The organism is Kitasatospora sp. NPDC018058 (assembly GCF_044327205.1).
Lineage (GTDB): Bacteria > Actinomycetota > Actinomycetes > Streptomycetales > Streptomycetaceae > Kitasatospora.
Map to the genome: position 1 here is coordinate 325,547 of NZ_JBIRFA010000002.1, position 17,278 is coordinate 342,824.

Annotated in this window: 15 protein-coding genes, 1 tRNA gene and 1 pseudogene; 9 read left to right on the plus strand and 8 right to left on the minus strand. The window is 70.4% G+C overall.

Features of this window, described 5'->3' with window-relative positions; translation table 11 throughout:
• Window positions 1–87: 87 nt before the first annotated feature.
• From ACH4E7_RS04070 to ACH4E7_RS04085, 4 genes are read left to right on the plus strand one after another with little or no spacing between them, the layout of a single operon-like run.
• The gene (locus tag ACH4E7_RS04070; protein WP_396247419.1) at window positions 88–1,080 is read left to right on the plus strand and encodes a LuxR C-terminal-related transcriptional regulator; all 993 of its coding nucleotides are present in this window, start codon (window positions 88–90) and stop codon (window positions 1,078–1,080) included.
• Window positions 1,073–2,032, plus strand: a complete 960-nt coding sequence (locus tag ACH4E7_RS04075; RefSeq protein WP_396247420.1) for a LuxR C-terminal-related transcriptional regulator — start codon at window positions 1,073–1,075, stop codon at window positions 2,030–2,032. The genes ACH4E7_RS04070 and ACH4E7_RS04075 overlap by 8 nt, the downstream gene beginning before the upstream one ends.
• A gap of 57 nt (window positions 2,033–2,089) precedes the next feature.
• Complete coding sequence (locus tag ACH4E7_RS04080) at window positions 2,090–2,443, plus strand: hypothetical protein (protein WP_396247421.1); 354 nt, start codon at window positions 2,090–2,092, stop codon at window positions 2,441–2,443.
• Complete coding sequence (locus tag ACH4E7_RS04085) at window positions 2,392–2,547, plus strand: LuxR C-terminal-related transcriptional regulator (protein WP_396247422.1); 156 nt, start codon at window positions 2,392–2,394, stop codon at window positions 2,545–2,547. The genes ACH4E7_RS04080 and ACH4E7_RS04085 overlap by 52 nt, the downstream gene beginning before the upstream one ends.
• 121 nt (window positions 2,548–2,668) lie before the next feature.
• On the opposite strand, the gene ACH4E7_RS04090 is transcribed toward ACH4E7_RS04085, so the two are convergent.
• From ACH4E7_RS04090 to dnaK, 6 genes are all read right to left on the minus strand, one after another.
• On the minus strand, window positions 2,669–3,286 hold the full coding sequence (locus ACH4E7_RS04090) for a hypothetical protein (protein WP_355668839.1): 618 nt from the start codon (window positions 3,284–3,286) through the stop codon (window positions 2,669–2,671).
• A 714-nt stretch (window positions 3,287–4,000) separates the two neighbouring features.
• Window positions 4,001–4,999 carry a hypothetical protein gene (locus tag ACH4E7_RS04095; protein ID WP_396247423.1) on the minus strand — a complete coding sequence of 333 codons (999 nt, stop codon included), beginning with the start codon at window positions 4,997–4,999 and terminating at the stop codon, window positions 4,001–4,003.
• A gap of 221 nt (window positions 5,000–5,220) precedes the next feature.
• Window positions 5,221–5,751, minus strand: a complete 531-nt coding sequence (locus ACH4E7_RS04100; RefSeq protein ID WP_396247424.1) for a heat shock protein transcriptional repressor HspR — start codon at window positions 5,749–5,751, stop codon at window positions 5,221–5,223.
• Between the two features lie 7 nt (window positions 5,752–5,758).
• Window positions 5,759–6,910, minus strand: a complete 1,152-nt coding sequence (gene dnaJ / locus ACH4E7_RS04105; protein ID WP_396247425.1) for a molecular chaperone DnaJ — start codon at window positions 6,908–6,910, stop codon at window positions 5,759–5,761.
• A 149-nt stretch (window positions 6,911–7,059) separates the two neighbouring features.
• Window positions 7,060–7,680, minus strand: coding sequence for a nucleotide exchange factor GrpE (grpE, locus tag ACH4E7_RS04110; protein ID WP_396247426.1), 621 nt, complete (start codon window positions 7,678–7,680; stop codon window positions 7,060–7,062).
• Window positions 7,677–9,518 carry a molecular chaperone DnaK gene (gene dnaK / locus ACH4E7_RS04115; protein WP_396247427.1) on the minus strand — a complete coding sequence of 614 codons (1,842 nt, stop codon included), beginning with the start codon at window positions 9,516–9,518 and terminating at the stop codon, window positions 7,677–7,679. The genes grpE and dnaK overlap by 4 nt, the downstream gene beginning before the upstream one ends.
• Before the next feature lie 291 nt (window positions 9,519–9,809).
• Between dnaK and ACH4E7_RS04120 the strand changes: the two genes are divergently transcribed.
• The 4 genes and pseudogenes from ACH4E7_RS04120 to ACH4E7_RS04135 all read left to right on the plus strand — a co-directional run bounded on the left by ACH4E7_RS04120 (window position 9,810) and on the right by ACH4E7_RS04135 (window position 15,568).
• Window positions 9,810–12,038 (plus strand): (Fe-S)-binding protein, encoded by a 2,229-nt coding sequence (locus ACH4E7_RS04120; protein WP_396247428.1) that lies wholly within the window; start codon window positions 9,810–9,812, stop codon window positions 12,036–12,038.
• A gap of 289 nt (window positions 12,039–12,327) precedes the next feature.
• Window positions 12,328–13,392: pseudogene (locus ACH4E7_RS04125) on the plus strand (sugar phosphate nucleotidyltransferase); the annotation flags it as partial.
• Window positions 13,393–13,583: 191 nt separating this feature from the next.
• A complete protein-coding gene (locus ACH4E7_RS04130; protein WP_396247429.1) occupies window positions 13,584–14,591 on the plus strand; it encodes a Yip1 family protein in 1,008 nt (335 codons plus the stop codon).
• 86 nt (window positions 14,592–14,677) lie between these two features.
• Window positions 14,678–15,568, plus strand: a complete 891-nt coding sequence (locus ACH4E7_RS04135; RefSeq protein WP_396247430.1) for a metal-dependent hydrolase — start codon at window positions 14,678–14,680, stop codon at window positions 15,566–15,568.
• A 68-nt stretch (window positions 15,569–15,636) separates the two neighbouring features.
• Here the strand turns inward: ACH4E7_RS04135 and dcd are convergent, their stop codons facing one another.
• The gene (gene dcd, locus ACH4E7_RS04140; RefSeq protein WP_396247431.1) at window positions 15,637–16,212 is read right to left on the minus strand and encodes a dCTP deaminase; all 576 of its coding nucleotides are present in this window, start codon (window positions 16,210–16,212) and stop codon (window positions 15,637–15,639) included.
• A 72-nt stretch (window positions 16,213–16,284) separates the two neighbouring features.
• Window positions 16,285–16,506, minus strand: a complete 222-nt coding sequence (locus ACH4E7_RS04145) for a hypothetical protein (RefSeq protein WP_396247432.1) — start codon at window positions 16,504–16,506, stop codon at window positions 16,285–16,287.
• A gap of 278 nt (window positions 16,507–16,784) precedes the next feature.
• On the opposite strand from ACH4E7_RS04145, the gene ACH4E7_RS04150 reads away from it, so the two are divergent.
• Window positions 16,785–16,855, plus strand: a tRNA-Gly gene (locus tag ACH4E7_RS04150).
• Window positions 16,856–17,278 lie beyond the last annotated feature (423 nt).

The window sequence follows — 17,278 nt, forward strand, 5'->3', positions numbered from 1 at the left end:
CCGGCAACCGGTACCGCACACCCCACGGCTCGCGCGTACGGGCGGGGGCAACACCAGGGGAGACGCGTCCGGCAGGGAGAGTGCGACGTGACGGCGGAACCGGCGGTCACGCCGCACCACGCGGTACCCGTGGGCGAGGAGCCCGACGAGGCGGCCCGACAGCTGTACCTGGCGATCATCGCCGAGGGCGGTCGCATCCCCTGCGCCGACACCGGCGACATCGACCGCAACGCGCTCCGGCAGCTCCTCGACGTCGGCCTGGTGATGGCCAACCGGATGGACCGCTGCTACACCGCCGTCAGCCCCCGCTCGGTCAGCGACCGCGTCGGCGCCGAACTGCGCAGCGAGGCGACCCGCCTGCTGGTCCGCGCGGAGAACCTCCCGGGCGCCCTGGACACCCTCACCCGCGCCTACGACGCGATGCCCCGCCCCTCAGGCCGCTCCGGCGGCGCGGTCTACGTCGAGGGCCACGTCCACATCCGCCAGCGGATCTCCCAGCTGGTCTCCGACTGCCGCTCCGAGGTGCTCACCGCCCAGCCCGGCCACCGGCCCGCCGACACCCTGCAGGTCGCCCTCGCCCAGGACGTCCAACTCCTCCAGCGCGGCTGCTCGCTGCGCACCATCTACCAGCCGGTCGCACTCGCCGACCCGCCCGCGCTCGCCTACGCCGAGGAGGTCACCCGGCACGGCTCGCAGATCCGGGTCCTCGACGAGTCCTTCCAGCGGCTGATCGTCTTCGACCGCAGCGTCGCCGTCATCGCCGCCAACGACGACAACAGCACCGCCGCCTTCATCAGCGACCCGGCCGCCCTCACCTTCCTGATCGGCGCCTTCGAACGCGACTGGGCCCGCGCCGACACCACCGAGGCCGCCGCCTGCCTCGGCCAGGGCCCGACCCGCACCATCCCCGACCGGGTCGGCCGGCTCCTCGCCCGCGGCCTCACCCAACGCGCCGTCGCCACCCGACTGGGCCTCAGCGAACGCACCGTCGCCGCCCACATCTCCCGGCTCCGCGACCGCTACGGCGCCCAGACGCTCTTCCAGCTCGGGTGGCTGATGAGAGGCTCCCGCGATGACTGACGAGCCCGGACCGGCCGAGCGCGCCCTCTACCTGGCCGCCGTCCGCGGCGGCGGGCGCCTGCGGCCGGAGGAGCTCGCCGCCGCAGACCGCCCCACCGTCGCCGCCCTCGTCGCCCGCGGCCTCCTCACCCCCACCGCCACCGGCTACACCGCCACCAACCCGCGCGCCCTCGGCGACCGCCTCGGCGTCGAACTCCGCACCCGCGCCACCCGCCTGCTCCTCCACGCCGAGCGCCTCCCGAACATCCTCGGACCGCTCACCCACGCCTACGAGGCGGTCCGCCGACCGGACGGCCCGTTCGGCCCGGGCGGCCCGGGCGGCTTCGGGCCGGAGACCGTCGAGTTCGACACCACCATCGACATCCGCCAACGCATCTCCGAGCTCGTCTCCGAGTGCAAGGAGGAGATCCTCGCCGCCCAGCCCGGCCCGCGGCCCCTCGACGGTCTCCAGATGGCGCTCGCCCAGGACCTCTCCCTGCTCCGCCGCGGCTGCTCGATGCGCACCCTCTACCAGCCCGTCACCCTCACCGACCGCGCCGTGCTCCGCCAGATCGCCCTGCGCACCCGACAGGGTGCCCGGGTCCGGGTGCTCGCCGAACCCTACGAACGGGTGCTGGTCTTCGACCGCTCAGTGGCCGTCATCCCCGCCGCAGAGGACCGCAGCCGCGCCGCGTTCCTCACCGACCCCACCACCGTCGCCTACCTGGTCGCCCACTTCGAACGCGACTGGGCCCGCGCCACCCCCGCCGACCGCCACCTCGACTCCCCGCACCCCACCACCGTCCGCATCGGCCGGCTTCTCGCCCGCGGCCTCACCCAACGCGCCGTCGCCACCCGACTGGGCGTCAGCGAACGCACCGTCGCCGCCCACATCTCCCGGCTCCGCGACCGCTACGGCGCCCAGACCCTCTTCCACCTCGGCTGGCACCTCCGGGGGCAGCGCCATGACTGACCCCGCCGCTCCCCCCGCCACGCGTCCGACCCGGCCGGCAGAAGCGGGAGAACAGCCATGACCGACCACAGCCTGACCCTCCCCGACGAAGCCGCCCGCGAGCTCTACCGCGCGATCCTCCGCGAGGGCGGCCGCATCCGCGTCAGCGACATTCGCCCCGAGGACGAGCCTACGGTCAAACAGCTCGCCGACCTCGGGCTGCTTTTCCTGCACATCGCCGACGGCGTCTACACCGCCGTGAACCCCAGGGCCGTCGGTGAACGGATCGGCGCCGAACCCAGGGAGAAAGGCGCCCGCCTGATCGGGCGGCCCTCGCCGGCGGCAGCGCGGAGACGGCGGTTCAGGTCCAGATCGGTCGCATGCTCACGCAAGGTCTCGCACAGCGAGCGATCGCCACCCGGCTGGGCCTGAGCGAGCGCACGGTGGCCGGTCACATCGCCCGGCTGCGCGAGCGGTACGACGCCGAGACGCTCTTCCAGCTCGGCTGGCAGATGAGGGGAACCCGTGATGCCTGAGCCGGTACTCGACCTGCCCGGGCCGCTGCTCGCCGCGCGGTCCGGACGGAGACCGTCCGGACCGCGCGGCGAGCGATCGGCAGCAAGAGCCCGGAGGGGGAGTCCGGGGGGTGCGCTCTGCTCAGCCGGTGGCGGCGCCGGTCGGCCAGTAGCCGGGGACGGAGGACTGCTGTCGGGGGACGTTGAACTGCTCGCCGGGCGCGGTCCAGAAGCCCTCGCGGAGGGAGAGCGCCATGCCGGCCCAGTCCAGGGCGGTCTCCACCGTGTGGTTGAGGGCCTCCTGGGACCAGGTGTCGTCGAAGACCAGCGGCAGGACGGGGGCGACCTGCTCGATGGTGGCGATCAGCGGGTTGTGGGTGATGGCCTCGTCGACGAGCAGGACGATCGGCTTCCGCAGGGCCGACGCCCAGCCCAGCTCCAGGCTCACTCCGGCCGAGAGCGGGGCACCGACGTAGGCGAAGACCAGGTCCGCGGACTGCAGTGCGCGGAAGTCGGACGGCACCCGGGGCTCGGGGGCGCGGCCGGCGACGGTCCAGGCGTCGCTGTGGTGCGCGCTGTACACGGCGGCACCGCTGCGGAGCAGGGTGGTGCGGAGCGTCGTCAGCCGCGTCCGGCTGGCGAGGGTCACCACACTGTCCGCCGGGCCGGTCAGTCGCATCAGCGGTGCGGCCAGAAACACGCGCGCACGCCGGCCCTCAGGGGCCTGGCTGTCGTGGTGACGCAGGTAGGGCTCGGTCATGTCGACTCCGGGGGAAGGCCGACCGGGTGGAGGAGGCGGTGCCGGTAGGCGTGTTTGGTTGCTGCTTCAAGGAATCCGACGGTTAAGCAGGACCGAAATTTGACGGTACAGCGGCAAGTCTTCCGGCTGCATGGGACCATCGGGAGCGAACTGATCGTCTATCAGTGGCGATGGCTTCGTCCAGCGTTCCGCCGTGGCATCTGGATGCCTGGCAGAGAGATGACGCTCCAGCTGTTGGGCGACAGGTGACACTGGAACGAGGTATACGGCATCATGTGAACGCTCGTGCTATAGGTCCAGCTTGCGGACTTCAGAGGAAGAGGGTAGGTCCATGTCCCGTATGAGCCGACTTGTCCGTAAGGCTGTGCTGTCCGCAGTGGTGGGCGTTTCTCTCGTGGCCGTTGCCGCTGCGGCTGGGGGTTATGGGCCGACTGGGACCGCGCATGACCGTGCAACCGTTGTTGTCGGGGCTCAGGCCGTGGCTGACGACCTTCACTGGTAAGGCGCGGTCGGCGGCCGGAATACCCGACCGGCGGGTGGATGGAGCGTCGGGCCTTCCGTGTGTGCCGAGCGGGTTGGCCGCCATGGGCGCATCGTCTTGCCGGTCGTCCTGGCCCCGTCGATGCCCGTAATGCCGACGATGCCGATGGGCGTCATTCACCCACCCCCGGTCACCATTGTCTCCTGGTCGCCGACGTGTCCCGGGCCGTGGTGTCAGCGCCCTCCGCGGTCTGTCCCTGACGCGTGTCCGAGGACGTAGCCGAGCTGGAAGAGCGAGTCGACGTTGTACTCCTCGCGCATCTCCGCGATATGCCTGGCCAGGGTGCGCTCGCTTATTCCAAGCCGCCGCGCGATGACGCGGTGATTCGTTCCCGACAGCAGCAGGTCGACGATTGTCTGGCGGAGCTGCGAGACGACCTGCTGTGGAACGGTGCGGTCGCCCTCGAAATCCAGAGCTCTGCTCCAGTTTCGCTCGAAAACTTCTTGAGCGAGATAGCTGATAACCGCCGTGTCGTGGATGAAGGCGGCCAGATTATTTCCGGCGACCGGAATCACCGCGAGTCGCCGGTCGAAGATCAGCAGCCGGTTGTACGGCTCGTCCAGGGTTCGAAACTGCCACCCTTCCTTGGCGAGCGTGGCTACGTAGTCCCTGGTGGGTTGGTGATAGCGGGTGCTTGCGTTGTAGATCGTCCGCATAGACGCGCCGGTGCGGATGATGTCGAGATCCCGCTTCAGGAATGAAGTCAGCATTTCGGCGGGCCGCGGCCCGCCGGGCTGCATGGCGAGCGCCTCGGTAATGTCACTCGCGGCGGCCTGCTGCAGCCGCTGATTAATCAGAGCCCTGCCCTGGACGTACTCGATGGGTCCGCCGGTCTGATCGGGCGTGTGGAATGCCTCGGCCAGATCGGTCAATTCCGTTGGAATTGAAACCGCACGGGCCAAGAGGTCGAGGGCCTGGCGTTGCCAGGTCGAACTCAGGCTGACGGCAAGTTTTTCAGGGTCGGTGGCGAACAATGAACCGGGTTCTTCATTGTCCGATATCAGAAGCCCGAGTCCCAGCAACTCCTGGAGCGCCTCGCCCTCCTCCTGGGTGCAGGTGCTCGTGACGAGCCGGCCGTCTCCTGCCAGCGCTTTGAGGTACAGCGTGCGGGCGCCGGGAGACAGGATTGGCGATCGACCGTGGTTGTTCACCAGGTGCTCTCGATCACTCACTTTCGGCTCCTTGTCGTCGACCGGACAACTAGTCAACGCGACTGAAGTCCGCGGCCTCAGGGATCTTAATCGGAGACCGCGATCCGATGCTTAGTTCAAATGAGGACCGTCGAGGTGCCGGGTGGTTGCTCCGAAACCAGCACTCTCTCACTACACGCCAGCCGCCGGCACCCCCCGAACAGGAGGGAGCCGACGGCTGGCGAGGTGAGCAGTGCCCCGGGTCAGCGCTTGGGGCGCCAGACGACGAGGGCGCTGGACTGGGGGGTCGGGGGCTGGTATGGGACGAGGTCGCGGCGGTAGGAGGCGTGGACGGCGGCCTCGCGCTGCTGGAGGGCGGTGGCGGCGCCTTCGAGGGAGTCGACCAGCTCGGTGATGCGGGCCTGGAGGGCGGTGACCTGGTTCTCCAGCTCGATGATCCGCTTGATGCCGGCCAGGTTGATGCCCTCGTCCTGGGAGAGCCGCTGGACCTCCCGCAGCTGCTGGATGTCGCGGGCGGAGTAGCGGCGGCCGCGGCCGGCGGTGCGGTCGGGGCAGACCAGGCCGAGGCGGTCGTACTGGCGCAGGGTCTGCGGGTGCAGACCGGACAGCTCGGCGGCGACCGAGATGACGTACACCGGGGTTTCCTCGGTGAGCACGTACTGCGGCGGGGCCGAGGCGGTGCGACGGGTCGTGCGGCGGGGGCCGTCGCCCGGCAGGCCTTCGCCGATGCCGGGGCCGATCGGGCTGTCGGGGGTCATCGGGTTCGGGGACATCTGGTCGTCACGCTCCCTTCGCCGCCCGGAAGAGGGCGGCTCGCGGGTCGTCGGAGACGGTGGCCTCGCGGTACTGCTCCAGGGCGTTCAGCGCGTCGCCGGTGACGTGCTGAGGCACCACGACCTCGACGGTGACGAGGAGGTCGCCGCGGGTGCCGTCCTTGCGGGTGGCGCCCTTGCCGCGGGCGCGCATGGTCAGACCGTTGGCGCTGCCCGGGGGCAGCTTGAGCTTGACGGCGGGGCCGCCGAGGGTGGGCACCTCGATGGTGGCGCCGAGGGCCGCCTCGGGGAAGGTGACCGGGACGGTGACGGTCAGGTTGTCGCCCTTGCGCCCGAAGACCGGGTGCGGGTCGACGTGCACGGTGACGTAGAGGTCGCCGGGCTGGCCGCCGCGCTCGCCCTGGGCGCCCTTGCCCTTGAGCCGGATCCGCTGGTCGGCCTGGACGCCGGCCGGGATGCGGACCTGCATGGTGCGGGCGGAGCTGGCCCGGCCGCTGCCGTGGCAGTCGGTGCAGGGGTCGTCGACGATCATGCCCCGGCCGCGGCAGTCCTTGCACGGCTCGGAGAGCGCGAAGGCGCCCTGGCCGCGGCTGACGGTGCCGGCGCCGACGCAGGTCGGGCAGACCCGCGGGGTGGTGCCGGACTTGGCGCCGGTGCCGTTGCAGACGCGGCAGGGGGCCTGGCTGGTCATCCGCAGCGGGACGGTCGCGCCGTCGACCGCCTCCTCGAAGGAGAGCGTCACCTCGGTCTCGACGTCGGCGCCGCGCCGTGGCTGGGCCTGCCGGGTGCCGGTGCGGTTGAACAGGCCGCCGAAGACGTCGCCGAGGCCGCCACCGCCGCCGCCCTGGTTGCCGCTGAAGAGGTCGCCGAAGTCGAAGCTGTAGCTGCCGGTGCCGGGGCCGCCGGTGCGGAAGCCGCCGTTGGCGAAGAGGGTGCGGGCCTCGTCGTACTCCTTGCGGCGCTTCTCGTCGGAGAGGACGTCGTACGCCTCGGAGATGTCCTTGAAGCGCTCCTCGGCCTTGGCGTCGCCCTTGTTCGCGTCCGGGTGGAACTCGCGCGCCAGCTTGCGGTAGGTCTTCTTGATCTCGGTGGCGGTGGCGTCCTTGGGCACGCCGAGGACCTTGTAGTAGTCCTTCTCGACAAAGTCCTTGCCGCTCATGGCCTCCGCCACCTCCCGATGTCCATCGTCACTGCGCTGTCAACAGCGGGGCCCGCAGAGCCCACTGCTGACAGCGCGCTGCGGAGCCGGCCGCCGTACTGGCCGGCGTACGACTCCGCAGCGCACTGGTTGTCAGCTGTCACAGGTTGTCAGCTGTCCGAGCCACCGTCGGACTTGTCCGCGTCGGCGGACTTCGCGTCGGCGTCCGGGGCGGACGCCGTCTGGGTTCCCGGCTGGGGCTCCGCCACGGCGACCATCGCCGGGCGGATGATCCGCTCGCCGATGCGGTAGCCGGGCTGGAGGATCTGCACGCAGGTGTCCTCGGTGACGTCCGAGGAGTAGCTGTGCATCAGCGCCTCGTGCTGGGTCGGGTCGAAGGGCTCGCCCTCCTTGCCGAACTGCTGCAGGCCCAGCTTGGCGACGACCGTCTCCAGGGACTCGGCGACGGACTTGAAGCCGCCCGTCACCTCGCCGTGCTCGCGGGCACGGCCGATGTCGTCCAGGACCGGGATCAGGGACTCCAGGATGTTGGAGACCGCGATCTCGCGGACGGTCAGCCGGTCGCGCTCGACCCGCTTGCGGTAGTTCTGGTACTCGGCCTGCAGGCGCTGCAGGTCCGCAGTGCGCTCGGCCAGCTCGCGCTTGGCCGTGGCGAGCTCCTCGGAGCCCTCGCCGGCACCGGCCGCCGCGGCTTCCTCGGCAGCCTTGATCACGGCCTCCTCGGCGGCGGAGTCGTCGCCGGGCTTGCCGCCCTGCGGCTTGTCCGTCATGCCGACGCACCGCCCTTGGGCTTCTCGTCGTCCACGATCTCGGCGTCGACGACGTCGTCTTCCTTGGCCTGGGCGGACTCGCCGGCCGCGGCGGCACCGGCGGCGTCGGCGTTGGCGTACAGCGCCTGGCCGAGCTTCTGGGCGGTGGTGGAGACCTTCTCCGAGGCCTCGCGGATCTTCGCGATGTCCTCGCCCTTCAGGGCCTCCTTGAGTTCGCCGATGGCGGTCTCGACCTCGGTCTTGACATCGGCCGGCAGCTTGTCGGCGTTGTCGGCGATGAACTTCTCGGTCGAGTAGACGAGCTGCTCGGCGGAGTTGCGGGTCTCGACGGCCTCGCGGCGCTTGTGGTCGTCCTCGGCGTACTGCTCGGCCTCGCGGCGCATGCGGTCGACCTCGTCCTTCGGCAGCGAGGAGCCGCCGGTGACGGTCATCTTCTGCTCCTTGCCGGTGCCGAGGTCCTTGGCGGCGACGTGCATGATGCCGTTGGCGTCGATGTCGAAGGTGACCTCGATCTGCGGCAGGCCGCGCGGCGCCGGCGGCAGGCCGGTCAGCTCGAACATGCCGAGCTTCTTGTTGTACGCGGCGATCTCGCGCTCGCCCTGGTAGACCTGGATCTGCACGGACGGCTGGTTGTCCTCGGCCGTGGTGAAGATCTCGGAGCGCTTGGTCGGGATCGTGGTGTTGCGCTCGATCAGCTTGGTCATGATGCCGCCCTTGGTCTCGATGCCGAGGGACAGCGGGGTGACGTCCAGCAGCAGGACGTCCTTGACCTCACCCTTGAGGACACCGGCCTGGAGCGAGGCGCCGATGGCGACGACCTCGTCCGGGTTGACGCCCTTGTTGGCGTCCTTGCCGCCGGTCAGCTCGCGGACCAGCTCGGCGACGGCCGGCATGCGGGTCGAGCCACCGACCAGGACGACGTGGTCGATCTCGGAGAGCGAGATGCCGGCGTCCTTGATCACGTTGTGGAACGGGATCTTGCAGCGCTCCAGCAGGTCGGCGGTCAGCTGCTGGAACTGGGCGCGGGTGAGCTTCTCGTCCAGGTGCAGCGGGCCCTCGGCGGAGGCCGTGATGTAGGGCAGGTTGATCGAGGTCTCGGAGGACGAGGACAGCTCGATCTTGGCCTTCTCTGCGGCCTCGCGCAGACGCTGCAGGGCCATCTTGTCCTTGGACAGGTCGACGCCGTGGCCGCTCTGGAAGGTCTTGACCAGGTGGTCGACGACCTTCTGGTCCCAGTCGTCACCACCGAGGTGGTTGTCACCGTTGGTGGCCTTCACCTCGACGACCCCGTCGCCGATCTCCAGCAGGGAGACGTCGAAGGTGCCGCCGCCGAGGTCGAAGACCAGGATGGTCTGGTCGTCCTTGTCCAGGCCGTACGCGAGGGCGGCCGCGGTCGGCTCGTTGACGATGCGCAGGACGTTCAGGCCCGCGATCTCACCGGCCTCCTTGGTGGCCTGGCGCTCGGAGTCCGAGAAGTACGCCGGGACGGTGATGACGGCGTCGGTGACGGTCTCGCCCAGGTACGCCTCGGCGTCCCGCTTCAGCTTCTGCAGGATGAAGGCGCTGATCTGCTGCGGGTTGAAGTCCTTGCCGTCCAGGTTGACCTTCCACCCGGTGCCCATGTGGCGCTTGACCGAGCGGATGGTGCGGTCGACGTTGGTGACCGCCTGGCGCTTGGCCACCTCGCCGACCAGGACCTCGCCGTTCTTTGCGAAGGCGACGACGGACGGCGTGGTCCGGGCGCCCTCGGCGTTCGTGATGACGGTGGGCTCGCCACCCTCGAGAACGCTGACGACCGAGTTCGTCGTGCCGAGGTCGATGCCGACCGCGCGTGCCATCGTAGATACCTCCACGGAAGAGTTGAGCTTTACGGGCTCAAGCATGCATGAGGCCCACGAACGAGTCAACAGCCTTGAGCTGTCCTGGCTCAACTTTGCTGCGGCGGCGATTCCCCTCTTCCGTTTTGCTTGGAATGGATGAGTATGGCCTTACGTGACTGCCGCCATACCTTGAGCACCTTCTGAATCGGCGCTAACGGACGGTAAGGTCCGGCCGGTGGGTGGTTAAGTTACCCGCGAGTACAATCGACCGACGTATACCTTCACCGCCCTGGAGTACGGAGAAGCCGGATGCAGCTAGCAGCGATCGTCATCTCACTGGGCACGACCGTGGTCGGCGTGGCGCTGTTCGCTCGTGCCATCGCGCAGATCTACCGGTTCGTCCGGCTCGGCCAGCCCGTACCGAAGGGCGCGCGGATCAACGACCCGGTGGCCCGCACGGTGACCCTGATCCGTGAGTTCCTCGGGCACACCCGGATGAACAAGTGGGGCGTCGTCGGCATCGCCCACTGGGCTGTCGCGGTCGGCTTCTACGCGCTGATCCTCACCCTGGTCGGCGCGTTCGGCCAGCTCTTCGACCCCGACTTCGAGGTCCCGGTCGTCGGTGACTGGACGCCGTACCTGGTGTTCCAGGAAATCCTCGGCTTCGTCACCTTCCTCGGCATCGCGGTGCTGATCGTGATCCGCCAGCTGAGCCTGCCGAACAAGGCGGGCCGCAAGTCCCGCTTCGCGGGCTCCAACATGGGCTTCGCATACTTCATCGAAGCCGTCATCCTGATCATCGGCGCGGCGATCCTGACCCTGCGCGGCCTGGAGGGCGCGCAGCTGGGGGCCGACCACTACTCGGCCGCGTACGTGGTCTCGTACCCGCTGGTGAAGCTGTTCTCGGGCCTGAGCGTCGGCACCCTGCACAACCTGCTCTGGCTGGTCGCGACGATCAAGATCTCCGTCTCCTTCATCTGGATGATCACGGTCTCGCTGAACACCGACATGGGTGTGGCCTGGCACCGCTTCCTGGGCTTCCCGAACATCTGGTTCAAGCGCAACGCCGACGGCGCGGTCGCGCTGGGCGCGCTGCAGCCGATGACCTCCGGCGGCGAGCCGATCGACTTCGAGGACCCGGCCGACGACGCCGTCTTCGGCGTCTCCCAGGTCGAGCACTTCTCCTGGAAGGGCATCCTCGACTTCTCCACCTGCACCGAGTGCGGCCGCTGCCAGTCGCAGTGCCCGGCCTGGAACACCGGCAAGCCGCTCTCCCCGAAGCTGCTGATCATGAGCCTGCGGGACCACGCTTTCGGCAAGGCGCCGTACCTGCTGGCCGGCGGCGGCAAGGACATGGAGGGCACCGAGCAGGCCACCTCCGAGCAGCTCAAGGACGTCCCGGCGGCGGCGCTGGCCGAGGCCGAGCGCCCGCTGATCGGCACCGCCGAGGAGAACGGCGTCATCGACCCGGACGTGCTGTGGTCCTGCACCACCTGCGGCGCCTGCGTCGAGCAGTGCCCGGTGGACATCGAGCACATCGACCACATCGTCGACATGCGCCGCTACCAGGTGATGATCGAGAGCAACTTCCCGACCGAGGCCGGGACGATGCTCAAGAACCTGGAGAACAAGGGCAACCCGTGGGGCATGGCCACCAAGGCCCGCCTGGACTGGGTCAAGGAGCTCAAGAAGGAGACCGGCATCGAGGTGCCGGTGATCGGCGAGGACATCGACCCCGCCGAGGTCGAGTACCTCTACTGGGTCGGCTGCGCCGGTGCCCTGGAGGACCGCGCGAAGAAGACCACCAAGGCCTTCGCCGAGCTGCTGCACACCGCGGGCGTGAAGTTCGCGATCCTCGGCAAGGAGGAGACCTGCACCGGTGACTCCCCGCGCCGCCTGGGCAACGAGTTCCTGTTCCAGATGCTCGGCGCGCAGAACGTGGAGACGCTGAACGCCGCGCTGGAGGACGCCCCGACCAAGCGGATCGTGGCCACCTGCCCGCACTGCTTCAACACCATCGCCAACGAGTACCCGCAGCTCGGCGGACACTTCGAGGTGATCCACCACACCCAGCTGCTGCAGCACCTGATCGACGAGGGCAAGCTCGTCCCGGTCAACCCGGTCGAGGGCCTGATCACCTACCACGACCCCTGCTACCTGGGCCGCCACAACAAGGTCTACAGCCCGCCGCGCGAGATCATGGACAAGGTCCCCGGTCTGCGCCAGCAGGAGATGCACCGCCACAAGGAGCGCGGCTTCTGCTGCGGCGCCGGCGGCGCCCGGATGTGGATGGAAGAGCGCATCGGCAAGCGGATCAACACCGAGCGCGTGGACGAGGCGCTGTCGCTCAACCCGGACATCGTCTCCACCGCCTGCCCGTTCTGCCTGGTGATGCTCTCCGACTCGGTCAACGGCAAGAAGAACGAGGGCGCGGCCAAGGAGCACCTGAAGGTGGTCGACGTGGCCCAGCTGCTGCTCGACTCGGTGAAGGCGACCCCGCCGGCCGAGACCGAGGCGCCTGCGACGGTGGACGCGTAGCGACCCTGTTCGACAGTTCTGCTACAACTGCCCGGCCCGGTGGACGCGGTCAACGCGCCCGCCGGGTCGGGCTTTTGGCGCCCGGGCCGACGGCCGGGGATACGGCGGGCGGACGGAGGGTGACGTCGATCGCACGGCCTCCGGACGGGCATTCGGTCGGAAGGAAATACAGTAGGCGCCGGACCGGCCGCGCGGCCGGTCGACCCGTTCCGGACGGGGACAGAACACCGACGGAGGTACCGGCCCGCCGGGCCGGGCCGCAGAGACCACAAGGGGAACAGCGCAGACCATGACCGAGGCGATCATGCTCGTCGGTGGTAAGGGCACGCGACTGCGTCCGCTGACCACCCACACCCCCAAGCCGATGCTGCCCGTCGCGGGCGTCCCGTTCATCGCGCACCAGCTCGCCCGCGCGGCCGCCGCCGGGGTCACCCGCGTGGTGCTGGCCACCTCGTACCTGGCCGAGGTGTTCGAGGACCACTTCCAGGACGGGACCCCGTACGGCATCGAGCTGGTCTACCTGACCGAGCGCGAGCCGCTGGGCACCGGCGGGGCCATCCGCAATGCCGCCTCCGGGCTGACCTGCGGTCCGGACGAGCCGGTCCTGGTCTTCAACGGCGACATCCTCTCCGGGCTCGACATCGCCGCCCTGCGCGACGGCCACGTGGCCGCGGGGGCCGACGTCACCCTGCACCTCACCCGGGTCGAGGACCCGCGGGCCTTCGGCCTCGTCCCGACCGACGGGAACGGGCGGGTGCTGGAGTTCCTGGAGAAGCCGGAGACGCCGGAGCAGATCGTCACCGACCAGATCAACGCCGGCTGCTACGTCTTCACCCGGTCCGTCATCGACCGCATCCCGGCCGGCCGGGAGGTGTCCGTCGAGCGCGAGACCTTCCCCGAGCTGCTGGCCGACGGCGCCCTGCTGCGCGGCGTCGTCGACACCTCGTACTGGCTGGACCTCGGCACCCCGGCGGCGTTCGTCCGCGGCTCGGCCGACCTGGTGCTCGGCAAGGTCGACTCCCCGGCCGTCCCCGGCCCGACCGGAGACGCCCTGCTGCTGCCCGGTGCCACCGTCCACCCCGGCGCGGTGCTCAGCGGCGGCACCGTGGTCTCCGAGGACGCGGTGATCGAGGCCGGTGCGATCGTCGAGGGCAGCGTGATCCTGCCCGGCGCCGTGATCGGCCCGGACACCTTGGTCAAGGACTCGATCGTGGGCGCCTTCGCCACCGTCGGCGACCGCTCGGCGCTGGACGGCGCGGTGATCGGCGACGGCGCGATCGTGGAGTCCGACAATGAGCTGCCCAGCGGCATCCGGATCGCCTGCGGCACCCTGCTGCCGGTCGGCGCCGTGCGCACCACGGCCGGCCCGGGCGGCTGCCCGGCCGGCACCAGCGCGGCCGCCGCGGTGCACGGGCCGTCGGTCACCGCCCAGCGGTAGCGACATCCCGGGGGCTTTTCGGACCCGTTCGTCTCAGGCTCGCTGCAAACCGGCCCCGGCTCCGTCCGGGGCCGACGCGCGTTGGGCCGGACGGGTACCTTCGGAGCGTGGCTGGTAATCGATACGACAGCGGTCAGGGCGCCGACCGCCCGCACGGCGGATGGTCGCCCCCGCCGCCGCCGACGCCCGGGGGGTACGGGCCGCCGGACGGGCCGGAGTACTTCACGGCCCCGCACCCGACGGCGGCCGGCGGCCCCGGTGGTCCCGGCGGCCCCGGGAGCACGGCCGGCGACGGCTACGACCCGTACGCGGCGGACCGGCCGGGCAGCACCCGCGCCTTCCCGGTCGGCGACCCGTACGGGCAGCAGCCGCCGTACGGCCAGGAGCCCTACCAGGGCCAGGACCAGGGCTGGTACGGCCAGGGGCCGGGCCACGACGACGGCTACGGGCAGCGGCCGCCGTACGGCCACGACCAGCAGGCGCCGTACGGCCAGGAGCCGCAGCCCCCGTACGGCCAGGACAACGTCGCCGTCTACCGGGCCGGCGGCCAGTCCGCGCCGCACGTCTCCGGCCCCCGGCCGCAGTGGCGCGAGCTGGTCACCGGCATCTTCCGCAGCCCGACCGCGATCTTCGACCGCACCCGCGACCACCAGGTCTGGCTGCCCGCCCTCACCGTCTCGATGCTGTACGGCGCGCTCGCGGTGCTCGGCATCGGGCTGACCCACGACGACATCGTCAACTCGACCTTCTCCGTGGCGCTGACCGGCCTGCTCGCCGCCGCCGTCGGCTTCACCCTGGTCGGCGGGATCTTCGGTGCGGTCACCTACGCGCTGGCCCGCCAGCTCGGCGGCGACGGCCCGTGGAAGTCGACGGTCGGCCTGGCCGCGCTGATCGGCTGGCTGACCGACGCGCCCCGACTGCTGCTCGACCTGGTGCTGCCCTCCGGCAGCGCGGTGGTCCAGGCCGTCGGCTGGGCCACCTGGATGCTCTGCGCGTATCTGCTGACCACCATGGTCCGGCGGGTGCACGACCTGCCGTGGGGCAAGGCGGCGGCCGCCGCCGCGGTGCAGCTGGTCGCGCTGCTGGTGCTGATCAAGCTGCCGACCCTGGGCTGAGGGGCGGCAGGCAGAATGGTGGGCGGGTCCGGCCGGAAGGCCCGGGCCCGCCCACCCTCGTTCGTCCACCACCACCGGAGCCAGCCATGACCCTCCCCACCACCCACGTCAGCTTCCCGGCCGGGGCGGTGACCGGAGAGTCCCCGGTGCTCGCGGTGCACCCGCTCGCCGACGGCCGGTACGCCGTGGTGACCGGGGCGACCCCGTTCCACCCGCTCGACCACACCTGGCCCGACCAGCCGGCCGACCACGGCACCCTGACCGTCGACGGCACCGAGCTGGCCGTGGTGGACTGCCTCACCGGCGCGGTCGACCCGGACGGCGGCGCGCCGCTGGTCGGCGCCGAGATCCCGGTCAAGCGCGGGGACGAGGAGTGGTCCTGGCTGGTCCTGCACGTCCTGGACACCGATCCCGGGGACATCACGGGCCGCACCGCCGTCCTCGCCGTCGACGCCGAGCGCCGGGCCGCCCTGAGCGCCTCGCACAGCGGCTGCCACCTGCTCGCCCTCGCCCTGAACGCCGCGCTCGCCCCGCGCTGGCGCAAGGACCCGGGCCGCTCGGACGCCTTCGGAAACCCCGACTTCGACAGCCTGGCGATGGACAGCTCGGTGATGGACACCCAGGCCAGCACGGACACCTACCGGCTCGGCAAGTCGCTGAAGAAGAAGGGCTTCACGGTGGACGCCACCGAGGAGTTCCCCGCCCTCGCCGACGCCCTGCCCGCCCTCACCGAGACCGTCAACGCGCGGCTCGCGGCCTGGGTCGCCGCCGACGCCCCGGTCCGGATCGAGGTCCCCGGCCCCGAGCTCACCGCCCGCCGCCAGTGGCACTGCGAGCTGCCCGAGGGCGGCGCGCGGATCTTCTGCGGCGGCACCCACCTGCACCACCTCGGCGAGCTCGCCGAACTGCGCACCGAGCTGCGGCTGTCCGAGGACGGCACCGAACTGGTCGCGGTCACCAGCCCCGAGCGGGCCTGAGAAACGCCGCGGGCGGCCACCCCTCGTGGTGAGGGGCGGCCGCCCGCCGTGCGTGCACTCCGCCGGGATCAGACCTTGGTGCGGTGGAAGTTCAGGTACGAGCGGGACGGCGTCGGGCCGCGCTGGCCCTGGTAGCGCGAGCCGTAGCGCTCGGAGCCGTACGGGTGCTCCGACGGCGAGGACAGCCGGAACAGGCAGAGCTGCCCGATCTTCATGCCCGGGTACAGCTTGATCGGCAGCGTCGCGACGTTCGACAGCTCCAGGGTCACGTGGCCGCTGAAGCCGGGGTCGATGAAGCCGGCCGTGGAGTGGGTGAGCAGGCCCAGCCGGCCCAGGCTCGACTTGCCCTCCAGCCGGGAGGCCACGTCCTCGGGCAGCGTGATGACCTCGTACGTCGAGGCCAGCACGAACTCGCCCGGGTGCAGGATGAACGCCTCGTCGCCGTCCGGCTCGACCAGCCGGGTCAGGTCCGGCTGCTCCTCGGAGGGGTCGATGTGCGGGTACTTGTGGTTCTCGAACACGCGGAAGAAGCGGTCGAGGCGAACGTCGATACTCGACGGCTGGATCATCGCCGGGTCGTACGGGTCGATGACGACCCGGCCCAGGTCGATTTCGGTCCGGATGTCCTTGTCAGAGAGCAGCACGGTTCGAGGTTACGTGCCCGACGGGGCCCCGGACGAATCCGCCCGGGGCCCGCTACGTCCTTCCGACGGCCGTCAGGCCAGGAACTCCGCGGCCTCCATCCGCATCGCCCGCGCCAGTTGCGCCGTCGACAGCTCCCGCACGTCGGTCAGCACCGAGCTCCGGAGCCGTCCGCACTGCGGACAGCGGATCAACCGCCCGGGCCCGAGCCGCCCGGGACCGAGGTTCTGCATCGGGAACGTGGTGGTGCTGAACAGGTGCCCCTCGGCACAACGAACGACGGCGCGCTGCTCCATCGATCCCCTTCCCATCCCTAACCCAGTACTCACCCGTACTCATCGCGCCCCGGCGGCCAGGCCCCGGGACAGCGTCACATTAGGGGATGTTCCGGACATTCCACACCATGGCTCGCCGCCCCGAACCCCTGCCCACCGGAGCACTCACACGCGGCCCAAACAGTACGCCCCCCGCCCACCCCGACCCGGCCCCGCCACGCCCTCGGACCGACCGTGCGACCACAGTCACGGATGGGGTACAGTGACACTGGATCGAGCGGTCTCTGACTGCTCATCAGGCGGGCGTAGTTTAATGGTAGAACATGAGCTTCCCAAGCTTAGAGCGCGAGTTCGATTCTCGTCGCCCGCTCAGAGGTAAAGCCCCAGGTCAACAGCCTGGGGCTTTACTGTTGTCTGGACCAATACGGGGTCGTCGTGCCAGATTCGTGCCAGATGGTCGCCGGCGGAGCGTTAGCGTTGGGCGATTTTGGTCGCCGAAGGTGCCTAGGGGGTAGGGCGGGCGCCACGTGTCTCGAATGGTGAGATCGACTTTTTGTGATCCCTGTCACCATATTGGCGCCCTGGGTGGATGATCCAGGCGGCGGGTGGCCGATCGTCGAGCGCGGTCACAAGACCGAGCCGTTTGTGGGCGCCCAACAAGTCGGGCTGGCGGCGAGCAGGGCGGGTCGGGCATGCCAAGTCTTCAGCGAGACGGTGTGCAGCACGGAGGGGGAACGGGGGCCCGCTCCTTCAGGGATCGCATCGAGGGGTTGTCTGGCCGGAGTCGGATTAA